This window comes from Mycobacterium sp. EPa45, assembly GCF_001021385.1.
In the GTDB taxonomy this organism is placed as follows: Bacteria; Actinomycetota; Actinomycetes; order Mycobacteriales; family Mycobacteriaceae; genus Mycobacterium.
Window position 1 is genome coordinate 4,780,720 of the sequence record NZ_CP011773.1, and the last position, 17,238, is coordinate 4,797,957.

Annotated in this window: 18 protein-coding genes; 7 read left to right on the forward strand and 11 right to left on the reverse strand. The window is 65.6% G+C overall.

Annotation, left to right across the window (positions count from 1 at the left end):
- Positions 1-3: 3 nt before the first annotated feature.
- The 3 genes from AB431_RS22555 to AB431_RS22565 all read right to left on the reverse strand — a co-directional run bounded on the left by AB431_RS22555 (position 4) and on the right by AB431_RS22565 (position 3,286).
- On the reverse strand, positions 4-1,614 hold the full coding sequence (locus AB431_RS22555) for a PfaD family polyunsaturated fatty acid/polyketide biosynthesis protein (RefSeq protein ID WP_047331806.1): 1,611 nt from the start codon (positions 1,612-1,614) through the stop codon (positions 4-6).
- Between the two features lie 340 nt (positions 1,615-1,954).
- Positions 1,955-2,314 carry a hemophore-related protein gene (locus tag AB431_RS22560; protein WP_047333708.1) on the reverse strand — a complete coding sequence of 120 codons (360 nt, stop codon included), beginning with the start codon at positions 2,312-2,314 and terminating at the stop codon, positions 1,955-1,957.
- A 120-nt stretch (positions 2,315-2,434) separates the two neighbouring features.
- Positions 2,435-3,286, reverse strand: a complete 852-nt coding sequence (locus tag AB431_RS22565; protein ID WP_047333709.1) for an ion transporter — start codon at positions 3,284-3,286, stop codon at positions 2,435-2,437.
- A 103-nt stretch (positions 3,287-3,389) separates the two neighbouring features.
- Here AB431_RS22565 and AB431_RS22570 point away from each other — a divergent pair, with 103 nt between their 5' ends.
- The 5 genes from AB431_RS22570 to AB431_RS22590 all read left to right on the forward strand — a co-directional run bounded on the left by AB431_RS22570 (position 3,390) and on the right by AB431_RS22590 (position 8,433).
- Positions 3,390-4,712: an FAD-dependent oxidoreductase gene (locus AB431_RS22570; protein WP_047331807.1), complete on the forward strand. Its 1,323-nt coding sequence runs from the start codon at positions 3,390-3,392 to the stop codon at positions 4,710-4,712.
- 42 nt (positions 4,713-4,754) lie between these two features.
- Positions 4,755-6,092 carry an APC family permease gene (locus tag AB431_RS22575; RefSeq protein WP_047331808.1) on the forward strand — a complete coding sequence of 446 codons (1,338 nt, stop codon included), beginning with the start codon at positions 4,755-4,757 and terminating at the stop codon, positions 6,090-6,092.
- A 93-nt stretch (positions 6,093-6,185) separates the two neighbouring features.
- A complete protein-coding gene (locus AB431_RS22580) occupies positions 6,186-6,413 on the forward strand; it encodes a hypothetical protein (RefSeq protein WP_047331809.1) in 228 nt (75 codons plus the stop codon).
- An 85-nt stretch (positions 6,414-6,498) separates the two neighbouring features.
- Positions 6,499-6,792 carry a hypothetical protein gene (locus AB431_RS30605; RefSeq protein ID WP_047331810.1) on the forward strand — a complete coding sequence of 98 codons (294 nt, stop codon included), beginning with the start codon at positions 6,499-6,501 and terminating at the stop codon, positions 6,790-6,792.
- A gap of 210 nt (positions 6,793-7,002) precedes the next feature.
- On the forward strand, positions 7,003-8,433 hold the full coding sequence (locus tag AB431_RS22590; RefSeq protein WP_235435737.1) for an MFS transporter: 1,431 nt from the start codon (positions 7,003-7,005) through the stop codon (positions 8,431-8,433).
- Here the strand turns inward: AB431_RS22590 and AB431_RS22595 are convergent.
- Genes AB431_RS22595 through AB431_RS22605 form a run of 3 tightly spaced genes read right to left on the reverse strand, consistent with a single transcriptional unit; the run spans position 8,381 to position 11,184 of the window.
- Complete coding sequence (locus AB431_RS22595) at positions 8,381-9,055, reverse strand: pyridoxamine 5'-phosphate oxidase family protein (RefSeq protein ID WP_047331812.1); 675 nt, start codon at positions 9,053-9,055, stop codon at positions 8,381-8,383. The genes AB431_RS22590 and AB431_RS22595 overlap by 53 nt on opposite strands.
- 4 nt (positions 9,056-9,059) lie before the next feature.
- Positions 9,060-10,229 (reverse strand): lactate 2-monooxygenase, encoded by a 1,170-nt coding sequence (locus AB431_RS22600; protein ID WP_047331813.1) that lies wholly within the window; start codon positions 10,227-10,229, stop codon positions 9,060-9,062.
- 52 nt (positions 10,230-10,281) lie between these two features.
- A complete protein-coding gene (locus tag AB431_RS22605; protein ID WP_047331814.1) occupies positions 10,282-11,184 on the reverse strand; it encodes an LLM class flavin-dependent oxidoreductase in 903 nt (300 codons plus the stop codon).
- Positions 11,185-11,262: 78 nt separating this feature from the next.
- Here AB431_RS22605 and AB431_RS22610 point away from each other — a divergent pair, with 78 nt between their 5' ends.
- Positions 11,263-11,682, forward strand: coding sequence for a VOC family protein (locus AB431_RS22610; protein WP_047333710.1), 420 nt, complete (start codon positions 11,263-11,265; stop codon positions 11,680-11,682).
- 73 nt (positions 11,683-11,755) lie between these two features.
- On the opposite strand, the gene AB431_RS22615 is transcribed toward AB431_RS22610, so the two are convergent.
- Entirely contained in the window at positions 11,756-12,880 is a 1,125-nt protein-coding gene (locus tag AB431_RS22615) for a TDT family transporter (protein ID WP_047331815.1), read from the reverse strand.
- A gap of 92 nt (positions 12,881-12,972) precedes the next feature.
- Here AB431_RS22615 and AB431_RS22620 point away from each other — a divergent pair, with 92 nt between their 5' ends.
- Entirely contained in the window at positions 12,973-13,365 is a 393-nt protein-coding gene (locus tag AB431_RS22620; RefSeq protein ID WP_047331816.1) for a VOC family protein, read from the forward strand.
- On the opposite strand, the gene AB431_RS22625 is transcribed toward AB431_RS22620, so the two are convergent.
- The 4 genes from AB431_RS22625 to AB431_RS22640 all read right to left on the reverse strand — a co-directional run bounded on the left by AB431_RS22625 (position 13,362) and on the right by AB431_RS22640 (position 17,237).
- The gene (locus AB431_RS22625; protein WP_047331817.1) at positions 13,362-13,835 is read right to left on the reverse strand and encodes an RrF2 family transcriptional regulator; all 474 of its coding nucleotides are present in this window, start codon (positions 13,833-13,835) and stop codon (positions 13,362-13,364) included. The two genes, AB431_RS22620 and AB431_RS22625, sit on opposite strands and share 4 nt — an antisense overlap.
- Before the next feature lie 36 nt (positions 13,836-13,871).
- On the reverse strand, positions 13,872-15,032 hold the full coding sequence (locus tag AB431_RS22630) for a hypothetical protein (RefSeq protein WP_047331818.1): 1,161 nt from the start codon (positions 15,030-15,032) through the stop codon (positions 13,872-13,874).
- Between the two features lie 178 nt (positions 15,033-15,210).
- Positions 15,211-16,251 (reverse strand): hypothetical protein, encoded by a 1,041-nt coding sequence (locus tag AB431_RS22635; RefSeq protein ID WP_047331819.1) that lies wholly within the window; start codon positions 16,249-16,251, stop codon positions 15,211-15,213.
- Between the two features lie 386 nt (positions 16,252-16,637).
- Positions 16,638-17,237, reverse strand: a complete 600-nt coding sequence (locus AB431_RS22640) for a cysteine hydrolase family protein (RefSeq protein WP_047331820.1) — start codon at positions 17,235-17,237, stop codon at positions 16,638-16,640.
- Position 17,238 lies beyond the last annotated feature (1 nt).

The following is a 17,238-nucleotide window of genomic DNA, read 5'->3' on the forward strand; positions in this document are numbered from 1 at the left end:
CCCTTATCCGAGAGGACGTGGACGAAAATCAAAGGAGGCAGCGGGCATCGCGACACCCGCAGCACGCAATTGCCCGGCACGGGTCACAGTCGCGGCTCCTTCGAGCAGGTTGAGCGCGATCTGGCGAACCGTGCGCGCCTCCACGGGTTCGAGGAAACTTCCCCGAACCCATTGGTTGAAGGCCCCCATCGCAGGCCCACACCAAATCTGGTAATCGCCGCGGCGAGCGGTATTGCCGTCGCGTGCCCATTGCGAACCCGTGAACAGGTACCACCGGAACACCAGCGCCATGCGATGTTTCGGATCGGCCGCCGCGCGTTCCACCTGACGCGGGTCGCTGTTGGCGAAGAACGCCTCGGTGTCCGCCCAGATATCGGCCACGCTGCGGCCGAGCACCGTCGTCTCGAGGTTCTTCAGCTCCTCCGGCGGAGCTTCCTCGAGCGAGGAGTAGCGCCGATAGAAGTCGGCCAGCCGGTGACCCCGCTGGGCGAACATCGTGCCGCGCTTGAGAACCTGCACGGTCACGCCCATCTCGAACATGTCCGCCGCCGGTGCCATCGCCACATCGGTCGACTCGGCCAACGCCAACAGGGTCCGGGCATCGGGTGACAACCCGCTTTCCACCGCCGACTGGTTCACCGAGCCGGTCAGTACATACGCGGCGCCGGCGGCGAATGCGGCCGCAACGGCGGCGGGGGTGCCGAGTCCGCCCGCCGCACCCACTCGAGGCAGAACCGAGTAGCCGTAGGCGGCCGCAATCTCGTCGCGCAGGCTGATCAACCGCGGGAGAAGAACGGTCAGCGCGCGGTTGTCGGTATGGCCCCCCGAATCCGCCTCAGCGGTGATGTCTTCGGCGATCGGGATGCCGCTGGCCAGGGCGGCCTCTTCCGGTGTCAGGCGGCCCTCGGCGACCAGCGCGCTCAGCATTGCGTCAGGAGCCGGCGAGAGGAATTGCCGGGCGACCTCGTCGCGGGACACCTTGGCGAAGATGTGGCCGGCCCGGACGATCTGTCCGTTTGCATCGCGATGCAAACCCTTCGCGGCGTACAAGACAACCGCCGGCGTGAGACGCATGAATGCCGACGCGGAAACGTAGCGGACACCGAGGCGGTGGAACAGATCGACCGTCGCCAGTTCCACCCCGTCGCTTTGAACGTTGTGAATCAGGTTGGCACCCCAGCCGCTGGAGTTCGGTCCGAGCGCGGCCTGGATTTCGCGAACCCCCGCCTCGACGGTGGCCAGATCCAGGCCGGCGCTTCCGTAGAACGCCATCACGCCGGCGCGCACACCTTCAACGGTCATCTGCGGCGTCGCGATACCGCGGGCCATCTCACCGATCACATAGGGGAACCGCACGCGATGCGTCGCGGTGAAACTGCGGTCGCCGAGCCACTCGGGATAGATCGGTGGCAGAACCGCAAGGATGTCCTGGCGCAGGAGCTCCGGCGTCAGCACGCCCGCACCGTCGAGGACCACAGTGCGCGGCCCGTAGGCCGAGCTTACGACGGCGACCGGGCGCCGGATTGCGGCGAGAGCCTCGTTGACATCCGACCCATCAAGCAACGCCGGAGAGGCGCCATTGGTCGGATGAGAGTTAGCCAACGTCGCCTGCATGAGGTGCGACTCTAGCTTTACGCGTGCGACAAATCTTGGTTTTAGAACACGTTCATCCGCCCGGCGGCCTACCCGGCGGTAACTCTGTGAAGACCCTACGCCGACGCTGGGGGGAACGGTTGCCGAAATGACATGTCGCTGGTGGTTTCTTCGTCACTTCCACGAATTCCGCAGCAGGCGGCGCAGCAAAAGCGGGCATAGCCGAATTCTGTGCACCCCAGCCGGCCCCAATCGGGTCGATTACGGTGCAGTGCAAATAGCATAACCGCGTTTACGGTGTGCGGTTGGGCCCGTCGGCGCAGCCGACCCAGCCGGCCCGAAAACCCGGCCAAACGCGGAGTCAGTAATTCATGCAGGTGTTCGCGACCTGCGTAATCTGCGGTCCGATCTGCGCGAAGATCATCGCGTTCAACTGTGGGTTGGCTGCTTGCTGCTGCGCCAGCGCCTGCTGGCGCTGGTCCATCGGCATGGCTAGGAACTGCTGGATATTCGCCTGCATATCGGGCCGTGCGCGAAGCTGTCTACCCAGGGCCGGAGCCTCCGCATTAAGGGCCGCCGTCACCTGCGGGTAAGTGCATGACGTGTTAGCCAGCGCGTCCATGATCGGGTCCGCTGAGGAGACCGCGGCCGACGACAACGCAATCGCCGCCGTCAAACTTCCGGCAACGACAACTCGTCGTAAGCACTGTGCTGAGTTCATGAACGCGGGCCCCTCTATTTGCCAAAACTGCCAGATCTTGAGAAGACGCCAGTTAATCACGGTGCCCTTGCGCAGGGCCGGAAACGCCTCAACTCACAGCTGCGGACGACCGCCGGGGTCTTACTTCCTGTCGTCGCGATGCGTCCGCTGCAGTTCCCGCTCGGCGTCCTCGAGCGCCTGACGCGCCATGCGCAACCGCTCGAGCAGGTCATCGCTCTCGTGCTTCCGGCGGTCGGCCGCGCGCGCCTCCTCCATCGAGTTCAGCACGATGCCGATGAACAGGTTGAACACCAGGAAGCTGAGGATGACCGTGTAGCTGATGAAGAACAGCACCGACCACGGCGACACCTTCAGTCCCATGTCCACGTTCTCGGGCAGGTTCTCCAGCGTCAGCATCACGTACATCGTCATCATCCCGCGGCCGACGTTCCCGAAGTGCTCGGGAGCGTAATTGCCGAAGAACACCCAGCCGAGCATCCCGTAGATGTAGATGAGCAGGGCGGTGGCCGCCGCAAGTGACGCCACCCCCGGGATGCTTCGCGCGATCGCGCCGATGACCACGTGCAGGTCGGGCAGGAACCGGATGATGCGCACGATCCGCGCCAGGCGAACCAGGCGCAGCAGCATCGCGGTCGTTCGCAGGCCGGGCACGAAGGACGCGACGATCACGATGAAGTCGAAGATGTTCCACGGGGTCCTGACGAACTCACGGGGGTTCCACCCGGCCGCGGTGAGCCGGATCAGCAGTTCGACGACGTAGATGGCGAGGATCACGTTGTAGCCCACGTCGAAGGCGTGATCGAGTCCGCCCGACACGGTGGGGAAGGTTTCCGCCCCCAGCATGGCGGCGTTGATCATGATCACGATCACGATCAGGGTTTCGAAGAAAGGATTACCGACCAGCCTTCGGCACACATCTACAACGGTCGGCACGGGCTTGGGCGTCAGCGGTCCGGTCCGCGTGGATTGCACGGTTAGTGCATAGCAAAGGTTCTCGATCGCCACGCGGCGAACCGCCGGGGTGAGATCTGCGATTCCCGGATCAGCCCTCGGGTCAGCGGCTAGCCTCACCGCCATGCGTTCGGTCGGGCGGCGCGAGTTCCTGCTGGGCTTCAGCGCGGTGGTGGCGGCACCGTTGTTGCCAGGATGCAGCGGCGCGGACGAAAGACATCGTGATCACGTGGTCGTCGTCGGCGCCGGCTTCTCCGGGCTCGCGGCGGCACGAAAGCTGACCGATGCCGGTCTGAAAGTGACGGTGCTGGAGGCGCGGGATCGAATCGGCGGCCGGACACAAACAGACACCTCGCTGGGGGTGCCCATCGATATCGGCGCCTCGTGGATCCACGGCACCGAGAACAATCCGCTGACCAAGCTTGCCCAAGACGTCGGGGCCAAGACGGTGCCGACCGATTTCGAGGACTTCGTCCTGGTCGAGAATCACGAGATCGTCGCCCAGAAGGCCGCGGCGGCGTCGGCCGAAGACTGGCGCAGGATCGCCCACAAACTCGACGACCTCAGCGGCGACGCCTCGACCAAAGAGTCGGTGGCCGACGGGCTGATCGGGATAGCGAACCTCGACGACCCGCTGGTCGCATGGAACGTGACCTCCCGGATCGCGGGCGAGTATGCGGCCGACCCGAACCAGATGTCCCTGCGCTGGCTCGGCAGCGAAGGACAGTTCAAGGGGCCCGACGTCATCCTGCCGGGCGGCTACGCCCAACTGTCGCAGAACCTCGCCAAGGGACTCGACATCCGGACAAGCACCGAGGTGAAGCGGATCGCACACAGCGGCGGACAGGTTCGCCTCGAGACCGCACAGGGCGAAGTCACCGCCGACCGGGTGATCGTGACGGTTCCGCTCGGAGTGCTCAAGGCCGAAAAAATCGTGTTCGACCCACCGTTGCCGGAGGCCAAACGCGACGCCATCGGGCGGCTTGGATTCGGCTTGTTGAACAAGGTCGTCGTCGCTTTCGACAAACCGTTCTGGCCGGAATCCACGCCGATGATCGGACTCGTCGGCAACAATCAACCCGTCACCGATCTGGTCAACGGACTCATCTTCGCGGGTAAGCCACTGCTGGTGGGATTGCGCGGCGGGCAGGCCGCATGGTCACGCGAGTCGATGTCCGATTCTGACGCGGTCAACGAACTGATCACCGCGATCGACGCACCGAAGCCGACGGGCTCCATCGTCACGAGATGGGGTACGGACCAATACGCCCGGGGCTCCTACAGTTTCATCGCCGTCGGGTCGAGCCCGGACGATATGAACGCCCTCGCGGAGCCGGTGGGCGAGCGCCTGATGTTCGCCGGCGAGGCCACCAATCCCGAGTGGTTCGGCACCGTGCACGGCGCATACCTGAGCGGCCTGCGGGAAGCCGACCGCGTTCTCGCCTGACTTGGCGGTATTTTTCGCCGTCAAACGGCTATCCCCCACGCCATGGTTACCGACGCACTGGCGCACGACACCGACACCAAGTTGAAGCGGAAGATCACCGGGCCGCTGCTCTACCTGTTCATCCTCGGCGACGTCCTCGGCGCGGGCGTCTACGCGCTGATGGGTGTGCTCTCCCAGAAGGTCGGCGGGGTGCTCTGGGCGCCGCTGCTGATCGCGATGCTGCTTGCGTTGTGCACGGCCGGCTCGTACGCCGAGCTGGTGACCAAGTATCCGCGGGCCGGCGGTGCTGCGGTCTTCGCCGAGCGCGCATTCAAGCGCCCGGCCATCTCGTTCCTCGTCGGCTTCAGCATGCTCGCGGCGGGCGTGACCAGCGCGGCCGGGCTCGCGCTGGCATTCGCCGGTGACTATCTCAAGACGTTCATCGACGTACCCGCGGTCCCGGCCGCACTGGTGTTCCTGCTCCTCGTGGCCTGCCTCAACGCCAGGGGCATCAGCGAGTCGGTCAAGAGCAACACGGTGATGACGGTCATCGAGCTCAGCGGACTGATCATCGTCGTGGTCGCGGTGGGCATCCTGATGAGCCGCGGCGGCGGCGACGTCTCGCGGGTCACCGCCTTCCCGCCCGGCGCATCGCCCGCGCTGGCGATCCTCGGTGCGGCGATCGTCGCGTACTACTCCTTCGTCGGATTCGAGACGTCGGCCAACGTGGCCGAGGAGATCCGCGACCCCAGCCGGGTCTATCCCCGGGCGCTATTCGGCGCGCTCGTCACGGCCGGCGTCGTCTACGCGTTGGTCGGACTCGCCAGCGCCATCGCTCTGCCGCCGGACGAGTTGTCGAAGTCGTCGGGCCCGCTGTTGTCCGTCGTCGGCGCCTCGGGCGTCGGCATCCCGAACAAGGTGTTCAGTCTCATCGCCCTTGTCGCCGTGGCCAACGGTGCATTGCTCACGATGATCATGGCGAGCCGGCTGACCTTCGGCATGGCCGAGCATCGCCTGCTTCCTCGCGCGCTCGGGGCGGTGTTGCCGAATCGGCGCACACCGTGGGCCGCGATCATCGACACCACGATCGTGGCGATGCTGCTGACCACGATCGGGGAGTTGTCGACGCTGGCCGAAACCGTGGTGCTGCTGCTGTTGTTCGTCTTCATCTCGACCAACGTCGCGGTGCTGGCGCTGCGCCGCGACACCGTGACCCATTCGCACTTCCGGGTGTGGACTGCGGTGCCGGTACTGGGTGTGGCGTCGTGCCTGCTGCTGCTCACCCAGCAGAGTGCCAAGGTGTGGTTGTTCGGGGCGATCCTGCTGGCGGTCGGTTTGATCCTGCATCTGATCGCCGCCCGCAGCAGTGCGGGAGACCGTGCCGATCGGGCCGCCGTTTAGCCCCTCACGCCACCTGCCCTGAGCGCGAAAATTCGATGTTCAGGGAGTGCGAGCCGGGGGTATAGGGATATTTCCCTCCCCTAGGAGACGCCGATGACCGCGACCGCCGAAATGCCGACGAGTTCGGAAGCTCAGTCGCTGCTGGCGATGGTCGAGCGATTGCGGTCGAAGCTGGTCAGGGAGCGCGCCGATCTGGCGAGGCAACTGCGGGACCTCACTCACCGCATCGAGGGCATCGACCGCCAACTCGACGACCTGACCGTCAGCGCCGAATGGCTGGCCGCCATCGCCCGCCGGCCGGCCGACGAGCTGCCGGCGTGAATTTCGGCATCACTGCCCCCCGTTCGCCTGACGTCATGCCGGTCGTTGGATACGGTGGGACACCCGTCGGCACAAGCGAGGCCCTATGCGAAATCGAATCAGTCGGCTGGTCGCCTACGCGGTAGTTGCGTCCTGCGTGCCCGTCGCCGGAATCGCGTGGGCATCAGCGAGTTCGGCCGACGACGGCTGCGGCGCCGGGATGTACTTCAACTGGGAGACCAATCAGTGCGAGTACTACGACGACGTGACGGTGTACATCAACCCATGCTGTTATGTCGGCCCGGCCGGGGTCGGTCCCCTGGGTCCTGGACCGGTCGGCCCCGGTCCGGTAGGCCCCGGACCCGTCGGCCCGGGTCCCATCGGGCCAGGCCGGCGCTAGCCGAGAAGTACGGAATCCGCTGTGGCTGAGCATGACTCCAGCCCTCACGACCGAGGCGACGAATGTCGAGACGACCAGCGCCCGCAACGCAAACCTGAAGACACCGCGTTCCCCGACTGGTTCCGGCAATTCTGGCGCACTCTGCTGGGTCCGCGGGGCGGCCGCTGAACCCCGGCGCGGGACAGCGTCGTCACTTACGATGCTCGCATCGTGAAGCAGCTACCCGCGTCGGCCGAGACTGATTCGCTGTCCCGCCGACAGATCGTCCTGCTGGTTGCTGCCCTTGTCTTCTCGCTGATGTCGTTTTCGCTGAATGCCACCATGCTGGCGCCGGCCGTGCGCGATATCAATCAAACGCTGGGCCCCGGTGCGTTCGTCGCCATGTCGACCCCGTTCTATCTGGCCGGGGCGATCGCCAACGTCGTGCTGATCCGATGGAGTGACTACATCGGCCGCAAGCGCGTCCTGATCGGCATCGTGATCGTGATGTGCGTCGGGACGGTGCTGTGCCTGAGCACTTCGCTGCCCATCGTGGTGGTCGGTCGGTTTTTGCAGGGCGCGTCCAACATCACTTACGGACTGGCGTTCCTGATCCTTCGAGCCCGGTTGTCCGGCGCGACATTCGGCGTGTGTTGCGGGGTGATGGCATCGATCAACGGCGGGGTGGCCGGCGGCGACGCGTTCTTGGCCGGAGTCATGACCGACGCGTTCGGCTACCGCTCGATCTTCGCCCTCATTCTGGTCGTCGGCCTCATCGCCGTCGTCTTTGTGTGGAAATGGGTTCCTGCCGACGAGGGCGCCCGCGGTGAAGGCCGGATGGACTGGGTCGGTGCCGTTTTCATCGCGTTGACCGTCGGCGGGATCACGATGTTCTTGTCCGACGGCGGGCACGCCGGGTGGACGTCGACGCCAGCGCTGGTCTACTTGGCCGTGACCATCGTGGCTGCGGTTGCGTTGGTCGTCGCGAACAATCGTGTCGAGCATCCCCTCATCGGACTCAAGCATCTGCGGTCGCGGGAGGCCTGGCCGTTGATCGTCGTCACCATCTTGGTGATGGCGTCGTTCATGGTGGTGCTCGGGTTCGTCGTGCCGAGCATGAGCGAAGACCCCGATTCTGGATTCGGGCTCGACGCGACGACGACGGCATTGCTGTTCCTCACGCCCGGTGCGGTCGTACAGGTCCTCACCTCGCCATTCGTCGGCCGCCTCGCCGTCAGGGTGGGTTTCGTCACCGTGATGCGCGCCGGAATCGTCGCCTCGATCGTGGTCATCGCTGCGACGGCGGTCTTCGCCGACCACAAGTACGCGGTGGTTGCGCTGATGGCGGTCTTCGGATTCACTTGTTACGCAGTCATACTCACCCCGCTGAGCTCATTGGGTGTCCTGCAGGCATCCGACGAGGCGCCCGGCGCGCTGCCCGGCATCGCCAACGCCAGCTATGGCATGGGCTTCACGCTCGGCTTCGCGTGGGCGGGTCCGATCGTCGGCTCCGGCACGGATTCGACGTTCCAGCATGCGTTTTGGATCGCCGCCGGGATCGGCGTCGTTGCGCTGGTATTCAGCCTGATACTGCGGCCGAAACCACTGGTCAGCGAAACTGCCTCCCCCGCCGGTTCGACAGCTCACCAGTCATCGCCCTGACCGACGGCGGAATCGGGGTGCCGGGCTCGCAATCCGGCGCTCGCCGCGGCTCGCCGTAGACCGTGGTCAGCGGGACCACGCCGGCCCATGCCCCGGCGGCGACGTCGTCTTCGCCATCCTCGGGCCAGCCGTCGCCGATCTTCAGTGACCAGTTGTCCTCGGTGATCGCCAGCCGCAGCACCATGGTTGCGGCCAGCTCCTTGCGCGAGCTGGCGCGCAGCTCAGCCACCCGGCCGGGGATGAAGGTGTCGGTCAGGGTCTCGAGATAGCGGATCTTGTCGGGTTCCTCGATCGGCTCGAAGGTTCCGAACAACGTGGCACTTCGAAACTGAAAGGATGACTCAAAACCACTGCGCGCCACCAACACTCCGTCCAGCGCGGTGACTGAAACCGCGGCGTCGGCGCCCCCGGCGAGCTGGCGCAGCCAAGGTGAGCCAGTCGAGCCGTGGATCACCAGTTCATCACCGATGCGGGCGAAGCCGATCGGAAAGATCACCGGATGGCGAGCGCGAATCAGCGCGACGGTGGCCAGCGGAGTGGCATCCAGAAGCTCGTCGAGCCGCGAGCGTTCGGTGTTCTGCTTCTCCGGCAGTCGGGTGACCCTGGTCGGCGGTTGCGGCATGGACTTACTGTCGCACGGGCCGCAACGCGTCGGGCGTCAGATCCGCCAGAGTCCGGTAGCCGTCGATTCCCATGATCAGATCCGCCTCGGCCAGCAGCGAACGCAGCACATGCACGATTCCGTCGGTGCCGGCCAGCGCCGCACCATAGGCGTAGGGCCGGCCGATGCCGACCGCCTTGGCGCCCATGGCCAGAGCCTTGACGATATCGGCGCCGGAACGGATTCCCGAGTCGAACAGCACCGGGACGTCACCTGCGGCGGCCACCACCCCGGGCAGGCAGTCCAGCGCCGGAAGGCCGCCGTTGGCTTGCCGGCCGCCGTGATTGGAGCAGTAGATGCCGTCGACGCCGGCGTCGATGGCGCGACGGGCATCATCGGGGTGGCAGATCCCCTTGAGAATCAACGGCAATGAGGTCATTGACCGCAGCCACGGTAGGTCGTCCCAGCTCACACAGTTTCCGAATGTGCTGACCCACGCCATCACCGCGTTGCGTGGGTCGGCGTCAATGTCGACGTCGGTCTTGGCACGAAACACCGGGTCGCTGATGTAGTTGGACAGACACTTGCCGCGCAGCTGCGGGAAGTTGGCGGTTGAGAGATCACGTGGGCGCCACCCAGGCACCCAGGTGTCCAGGGTGACCACGATGCCGGTGTAACCGGCGGCCTCGGCCCGGTGCACGAAGCTCTCCGCCATCTCACGATCGGTCGGAGTGTACAGCTGGAAAAGGCCTGGCGTATCGCCGAATTCGGCGGCGACGTCCTCCATGGGGTCCATCGTCAGCGTCGAGACGCACATCGGCACACCGGTATGGGCGGCCGCCCGCGCGGCTGCGATATCACCGTGCTGGTCCTGGGTGCACAAGCCGATCACTCCGATCGGCGCCATGAACACCGGCGCGGACCAGCGCCGTCCCCACAGCTCGACCGAGAGGTCGCGCTCAGTCGCACCCACGAGCATCCGCGGTATCAGACCCCACTGGTCGAACGCGGTGACGTTGGCCCGCTGGGTGCGTTCGTCGCCGGCGCCGCCCGCCACGTACGACCAGAGCGACGGTGAAAGTGTCTGCGCGGCACGGGCTTCCAGCCCCGCAAAGGACATGGGCAGGCTGGGCAATGTGCCCGTGAGCCCTTGGAAGTAGATCTCGAGCTGGTAGTTACCGTACGGCTGGGTCATGGCACGTCCTTCTGGCTCGACATCTTTGTATTGGCGAGTTCCACTCGTATTACTACGCCGAAATGTCGGTTTGGGCGGAAATCTCGCCGACAAGATCGGCCACGCGGCGCAGCTGGTCGATGTCGGAACTGGTCGGGATGAGATGCACCTCGTCAGCCCCGATTTCGGCGAACCTGCGCAGCACCGACACAAGCTCGTCCTCGGTGCCGGCCCACCCGCTGGTCGGCGCGATCACCTCGACGATCTCCCGCGGAAGCCAGTTCATGTAGTGGTGCAGATGCCGGATCACCTGTTCGCGGGGTGCATCCCCTTCGCCGAGGGCAAACCAAAAGGACGTCGCCAGATGGGGTTTGGACTTACCCGCGGCGGCCCATGCATCGCGAGCAACGTCGAACAGCGCGGTCTCCTTGTCGAGGTCGAGGTCCAGCGAAATGCCAGCCAGGCCGTCGGCCCATTGCGCGGCGCTGCGAATCGTCTTGGGCCCGGTGGTGCCGACCAGCAGCCGCGGTCCGCCGTCGCGGGCGGGGCGTGGTCCGACGGGCAAGACCGTTTCGGTGATCTTCTCCCCTGCCCAGACCCGCTTCATGATCGCCACCCGCTCGGCCATGTTACGCATGGTCTGTGTCTTCGGATCGGCGCCGACGGCGCGATAGTCCTCATGCCGGCCGCCCACCCCGAAACCGACGGTCAGCCGCCCGCCGCAGAGCAGGTCACCGGTCGCGAGTCCCTTCGCGAGCATCACTGAATCGTGCAGCTGGGGAACGACGACGGTGGCCACCAGCGGCACCCGTTCGGTCCAGCCGGACAACGCCCCCAGCAGCGTCAGGGAATCCGGGTTGCCGAACGCGATCCGCTCCCCCCAACAGAGCGAGGAGAACGGCCCCTCGTCGATCGTCTGCGCCCAGCGCTTGAGAATGTCCGCGTCGACGTCCGGCTCCATCACCGGCAAGGTCATGCCTATCTGCACGCTCGCGATTCTGGCACGGCACACGCGGGGCCTGCGTTGATCCGTCCTACTGACAGGATGGATCACATGTCGATCGCCACTTCTGCCATTGCCCACGTGCGGCTGACCGTCACAGACATCGCCACCTCACGTCGCTTCTACGACAGCGTCTTCGGCTGGCCGGTGTTCGCCGAGCTGCCGGAGGACGCCGATGACGCGACCCGTGAGCAGCTCTCATTCCTGTTCGGCGGGGTCATCTACAACATCGGCGACAACCTGATCGGGCTGCGTCCCACCGGTACGGGTGCCTTCGACGAGGATCGGGTCGGCCTCGACCATCTGGCTTTCGGCCTGCCCAGCCTCGAGGACCTGGAGCAGGCCGCCGCCCACCTCGACGCACTCGGTATCGCACACGAGCCGATCAAGGACATCGGCGTGGCCTACATCCTCGAGTTCCGCGATCCGGACAACATCGCCCTGGAGTTGACCGCCCGCAAATCGGCCTAGCCACCGAGATCGACGTTTTGTCGGTCTCTACTCGCACTATCCCGGCGAAATGTCGGTTTGGGCGGAGAAGGGCTTACCGGGCGGGGTCCTTGTAGGCCTTGATCGGCCCGGCAGCCGGTGGCGGGTTGAGCAGGTTGCCACGCAGACTGCCCCGGGTGGTGCGCACGGCAACCAGGAGCCACGTGCTCAAGAGCCCGACGTAGGCCAGTCCGGCCGCCACCTTGAAGGCCGGCAGGTCGGTGTGCACGGCCAGCTGCGTGGTGCCGGTGACGAACGTGCCCACCGGGAATGTCAGGCTCCACCAGGTCAACGCGAACGGCATGCCGCGTCGCAGGGTGCGGATCGTCAGCGAGGTGGCCAGCGCGATCCAGAGCACCGCGAAACCCCACACCGGGACCCCGAAGATCACCGCGAACGCGTTCAGGTCCTCGGCCAGCTCCTGCTGCACAGCGAGAGCGGCGACATGCCCGAGAAGCCCTGCGGCGGTGATGGATTGGCCGACGGGACCGAGCACGATCCACAGCGTGGGCACCCTCGCCGTGCCGGATGTTCCGTAGAGCACCAGCCGGCTCCAGATCATGGTGATGATGATGAACGCGGCCACCAGCGAGAGTCCGAACATCGCATAACAGCCGTAGAGCATGGTGGCGCGGCCGGTTCCCGGCACCATGTGCGGGATGAGCAGGGCACCCGTTGCCGCCGAGACCATCGGTGGGACCACCGGCATCAGCCAGCCGCCGAACGCGGCGTCGGGTTCGACGTTGTGCTGGGTGAACATGAGAAACGGAATGCTCACCGCGGTGAACAGTCCGCCGATGGTGCCTGCCGTCCACAGCACCCAGTCCAGGTCGATGGCGAGCCGATCGCCGATGAGGTCGCGGCCGACCAGCACCGCGCCGGCGCCGACGGTCAACAGCGCCATCGGCGCCGCGCCGTAGAAGTGCGCCATCTGCGGATTGCGGGCGTGGGTGCGGGCGACCGTCGGATGGCGCAGCCAGTGCAGGCCGACAATCGCGATCAGCACGGCGAGCAATACCGTGGCGATCACCCAGACCATCTCGGCGAAGCCCCGGAGCCCCGGGACGTGGACCGGCAGCGTCGCGCCCGCGGTAGCCACGATCCCGGTACCCATGACCGACGCGAACCAGTTGGGCCCGATGTTGCCCAATTTTTCGACCCGGGTCTGCGGTGTTGCCATAACTCACAGACGGTACGGCATGAAGAGGCCGTGATCGGGCCAGCGCAGGTTCATTGCAGGGCAGGGCCGAAAGTGCTTGACTGGCAAAGGTAATGGCAATCGCACTCAACCACACCATCGTCGCCGCACACGACAAGCAGATGTCTGCTCGGTTCCTGACCGAGCTCTTCGGGCTACCGGATCCGGTGCCGTTCGGCCATTTCCTTGTGGTCACCCTCGACCATGGACTCAGCCTCGACTTCGCCGACGTGCCGGCCGATGAGCCAATTCACCCGCAGCACTACGCGTTTCTGGTGTCCGAGGACGACTTCGACGCGATCTACGGAAAGATCTCCGACCGAGGGCTGCCGCATTGGGCCGACCCCCGCGCCGCCCGGCCGGGCGAAATCAACCACAACGACGGCGGCCGCGGCGTGTACTTCCGCGACCCGGCGGGCCACTACCTGGAGATCATCACCCGGCCGTACGGATCCGGAGCCGGCTAGCCGCTGTGCCCGCGCCGGTCCTCCTGTTTGAGGTATGCGCGGGCCAGATCGGCAACGTGGCCGGGCAGGTGTCCGCTCGCCACGTCGGCCAGGCTGGTCTCCTCCAACACCGACCGCATGCTGGCACGCAGCGCGCGCCACACATCGGTCAGTGCGGCCGTGGGCCCGCTGTAGGGCAGGTCGCCCAGCCCGATGTCACGCACGCTGGCCAATGGCCCATCGATACAGCGCAACACGTCGGCGATGCTGATGTCGGCGGCCGGCCGGCCCAATTCGTAGCCGCCGTCACGGCCGCGGTGACTGCGCACCAGCCGGTCGGTGCGCAGATCAGAAAGGATGTCGACCAGGAACTGCGCGGGGATGCCCTGAGCCTTGGCCAGGTCGTCTGTCTTGACCAGCGCGCCTGTGTCGACGGACGCGAGCTGGATCATGGCGCGGACGGCGTACTCCGCCTTCGCTGACATCCGCATCCCGCGAATTCTGCCACTGCCACCACGGCAGCCTTGTCACGAGGCGTCTGGCGCAGGTGCCGGTGCGGCGTCGTTGTGCTGAGGCGGCTGATGCGGAGTGAGTGCCTTACGCAGGGTGTCGGCGAACCGGTCGAGCGACGTGCGAACCTGGTTGACCGGATTCTCGGCCCGCCGCTGGACCGGGGACTGCGAAGCCTTCGTACGCGGCACCGCCTTGTTTCCGTCGCTCAGATCCGTGGCTCCGTTGGGCACTGCCTGCGTCGGGTCGACAGCGGCCGCCGCGATGTCGGTGTCGGCCGGATCGGTCGAGATCCCCGGCTTGGCCGACGGCCCCGGCTTAGCCGACGGGCCCGGTTTCGTGGACGCGCCCGGCTTGGCCGAGGCGGCCACTCCCCGCCGGTGACTCAGCGTGCGGCGCAACGACGCCAAGCTGTCGGCGGTCCCGGACAGGGTGACCGTCGGCGTCGCTTTCGGCCGAGACTGTGCGGGCCGGCGCAGAATGTCAGCCAGCTCGGTCAGCCGCTGACGAACCTCGGTGCGGATCGCCTTGACGATCCTCGACGGCGGACCCACGGGTACCGCGACTACCCGAAGCGCAGTGCTGATCGCGGCGTCGACGTCACCGTCGGTGAGCGCAGCCAGCGTGTCCGCGATCAATCTTGGCTTGGCGACGGCGATCCGAGCGGCGGCGACGGTGGCTTCGACGACCTGCACGCTGACATAGCCGACGTAGTCGGCCACCGACGTCACAGCGTGCTGCAGGGCGCGATCCTCGATCACCACCGGAGAAGCGTTGACCGGCGCGACAGTGGCCGGCTTGCCACTGAGAAGGTCGGCGACCGCCTTGGGCGGTACATACGGCTGTGGGGACGGAATGCGACTCGGCGCCGGTTTCCCGGGGGTCTCGCTCCACAGCGCTTCATCCACCGCTCGCCCACTGAGCATCGTGACATTGGTGACGACTCCGGCGACCACTCTCTTGAACGGGTCCGCCGCACTCGAGTTACCGGCATCCCGCGTCAGCGTGTCGAGCAGCGCCCGGTCGAGTGCTGCGGTTGATGTCGTGCTGTCGGCCGAGAGCTTCACCGGAGGAACGCGGACATCCGACTGGGGCGCCGAAACCGGGTTGACGACCACGACCGTAGCGCCGATCAGGGCTACTCCCGTCGTGAAGATCGCACCAATCCCGCGCCGCACCGTCTGCTCCCTCCAGGCGACCCCGGCCAATTTCCGGCTTAAGAATACCTGAGAGGAAACTTAGAGAGAAAGACCCAATTCAAATTCGAGTAATCGAGCTAATTTGACGAATGGGAAAGCAGAGATGCCCCTCCTTTTCACACAGTTGAAAAGGAGGGGCATCCCGTTGCGTGCGGAACTACTCCGACGAGCCGCCGGCCGAGGCCTTGGCCGGCCGCTTCGAGCCTGCGACACCGTGCTTACCTCCGGACTTACCGGAGTTGCCACTGTTCGCGTTGCCACTGTTCGAGTGATCAGTAGCGGAGGATCCCCCGCTACTCGACTTGGAGTTGCCGGCACCGCTGTCGTCGGCCGGCGACGACTGGTCCACGGCCGCCACCCGCAGGGCCGATGCCGAGGGGGATGCGGTCTTCGCCGCGGCAGGCGGCGGAGCCGGGTTGGTGGTCCCCAGCGCGGTCTGAACGTCCTTGACGACCGTCGAGATGACCGTGCGCACGCTCGGAACGAATGCCGAAATCGGAGCTGGCGCCGGCACGCCCGGTCCGATCGTGAGCGCGGTGAGGGTGCCTGGAAGGCCAGTAGGCCCGAATAGGCCGTCAACGACGACATTCCAGGTGTTCTCGATGGGATTCGCCGTGCTCAGCGCGGCAGCGGCGTCCTGGAAGATTTTCACGAACCTTCCCGCTACGACCAGGCCCTGATTCACCACGGCGGTGGAAATCTGCGGCGTCAACGCGGCCAATGCGGTGGCGACCGCGGCAGCGCGGGTGACCACGCCCGTCAAGACGTATTGCCCGGTGGCGAGCGCTTCCTGGCCGGCGGCCGAGATAGCGGCAACCACAGTGTTGATAGCGCCGGGAATGTCCAAGGACAGCGCCTGTCCGGCGGCATTCCAGAAACCCTCGCTGAGGACCAAGGCACTGGTCCCCAGCCCCTTGCCGGTTTGGAAGAGATAGTCGGATCCGTTGAGACCCAACTGACTCACGATCGGCAGATGGTCTTTGATGATCTGAGGTAGGAGACCATTTGCCGCCGGGGTGCTCCACGGCGCCGGGAGTGGCAGCAAAGGAGCGGCCACGTCGAAGGTGTACTTGTTTGCCGCACCCAGGCTGAGGAGGAGCTCAGACAGTGGGCTGTCGAACCCAGCCAGCGCGACCTGGTTGGCCGACGGCAGGTGGAGGTCAGGCAATGCGAGATTGGCCTGCGTTACCGGCGTCATTGCAATCGCGCTGGCGCCGACAACGGCGGCAGTTCCCGCAACAAGTTGTGAGCGTATGGAGATTTCCATTTCATCCCTCCCGGGCTGGGGTCAACACTGACAAAGCCGAAGATACCTGAGAGAAACCTGAGGGAAATCCAAAATTGACGTTTTCGCCGAAAATTTTTCCTAACGCACAGGTCAAAATTTTCTCGAGAGAAGCTCCGCGCAGAGTCAAATATCGGCTTGACGTGCATATATACGACTCTCTTGGGGCTGTCAGCAAAGTACTCAGCGTTCGCCGTGACAACAAATTTGCTACGACTCACCGCTGACAGACCCGACCGGGGGCTGTCTTTTCTCAGGTTTGGGGGCCCAGCTTCTCAGGTATCGGCCCGGGGGCGTCCTCAGTCTGGGATGGCTTGCCCTGCAGGCACGACGACAGCGAACAAATCACTCAGCGCGGCGAGGCTTGCCGCCTGCAGAGTTGCCGCAGGCACGTCGCCGCCGTCAACACCTGGCAACGATCGCGTCGCGGTCGCAGCCGCCACCACAGTGGGCGCGTAGCCGAGGTTGAACGCACCTCGCGCGGTGGAGTTCACACACATGTGCGTCATGAATCCGCCGATGATCAGGTTCTCGGCGCCGACCGATTTGAGCCGTTCCTCCAGATCGGTGTGCACGAACGAGTTCGGATAGTTCTTGACCACGACCGGCTCGCCGTCGCGTGGCGCGACCCGGGACACGATCGCACCGCTCTCGCCGCTGATGTCGTAGAGCGACCCCGGGCCGTCGTCGTGCTGGATATGGATCACCGGGATGCCGGCCGTACGGGCACGATCCAGCAACGCAGCTACCTCGTCGAGTGCGGCTTGCACACCGTCGAGCTCCATGACGCCTTGGGTGTACGTGTTCTGGCAGTCGACCAGTATCAGTGTCGAGGTGCTCAGGCTCGGTGGGTCCAGTGGAAGGCCTGCGAGGCCGCGCAGGGTGTTGAGTTCAGTCACG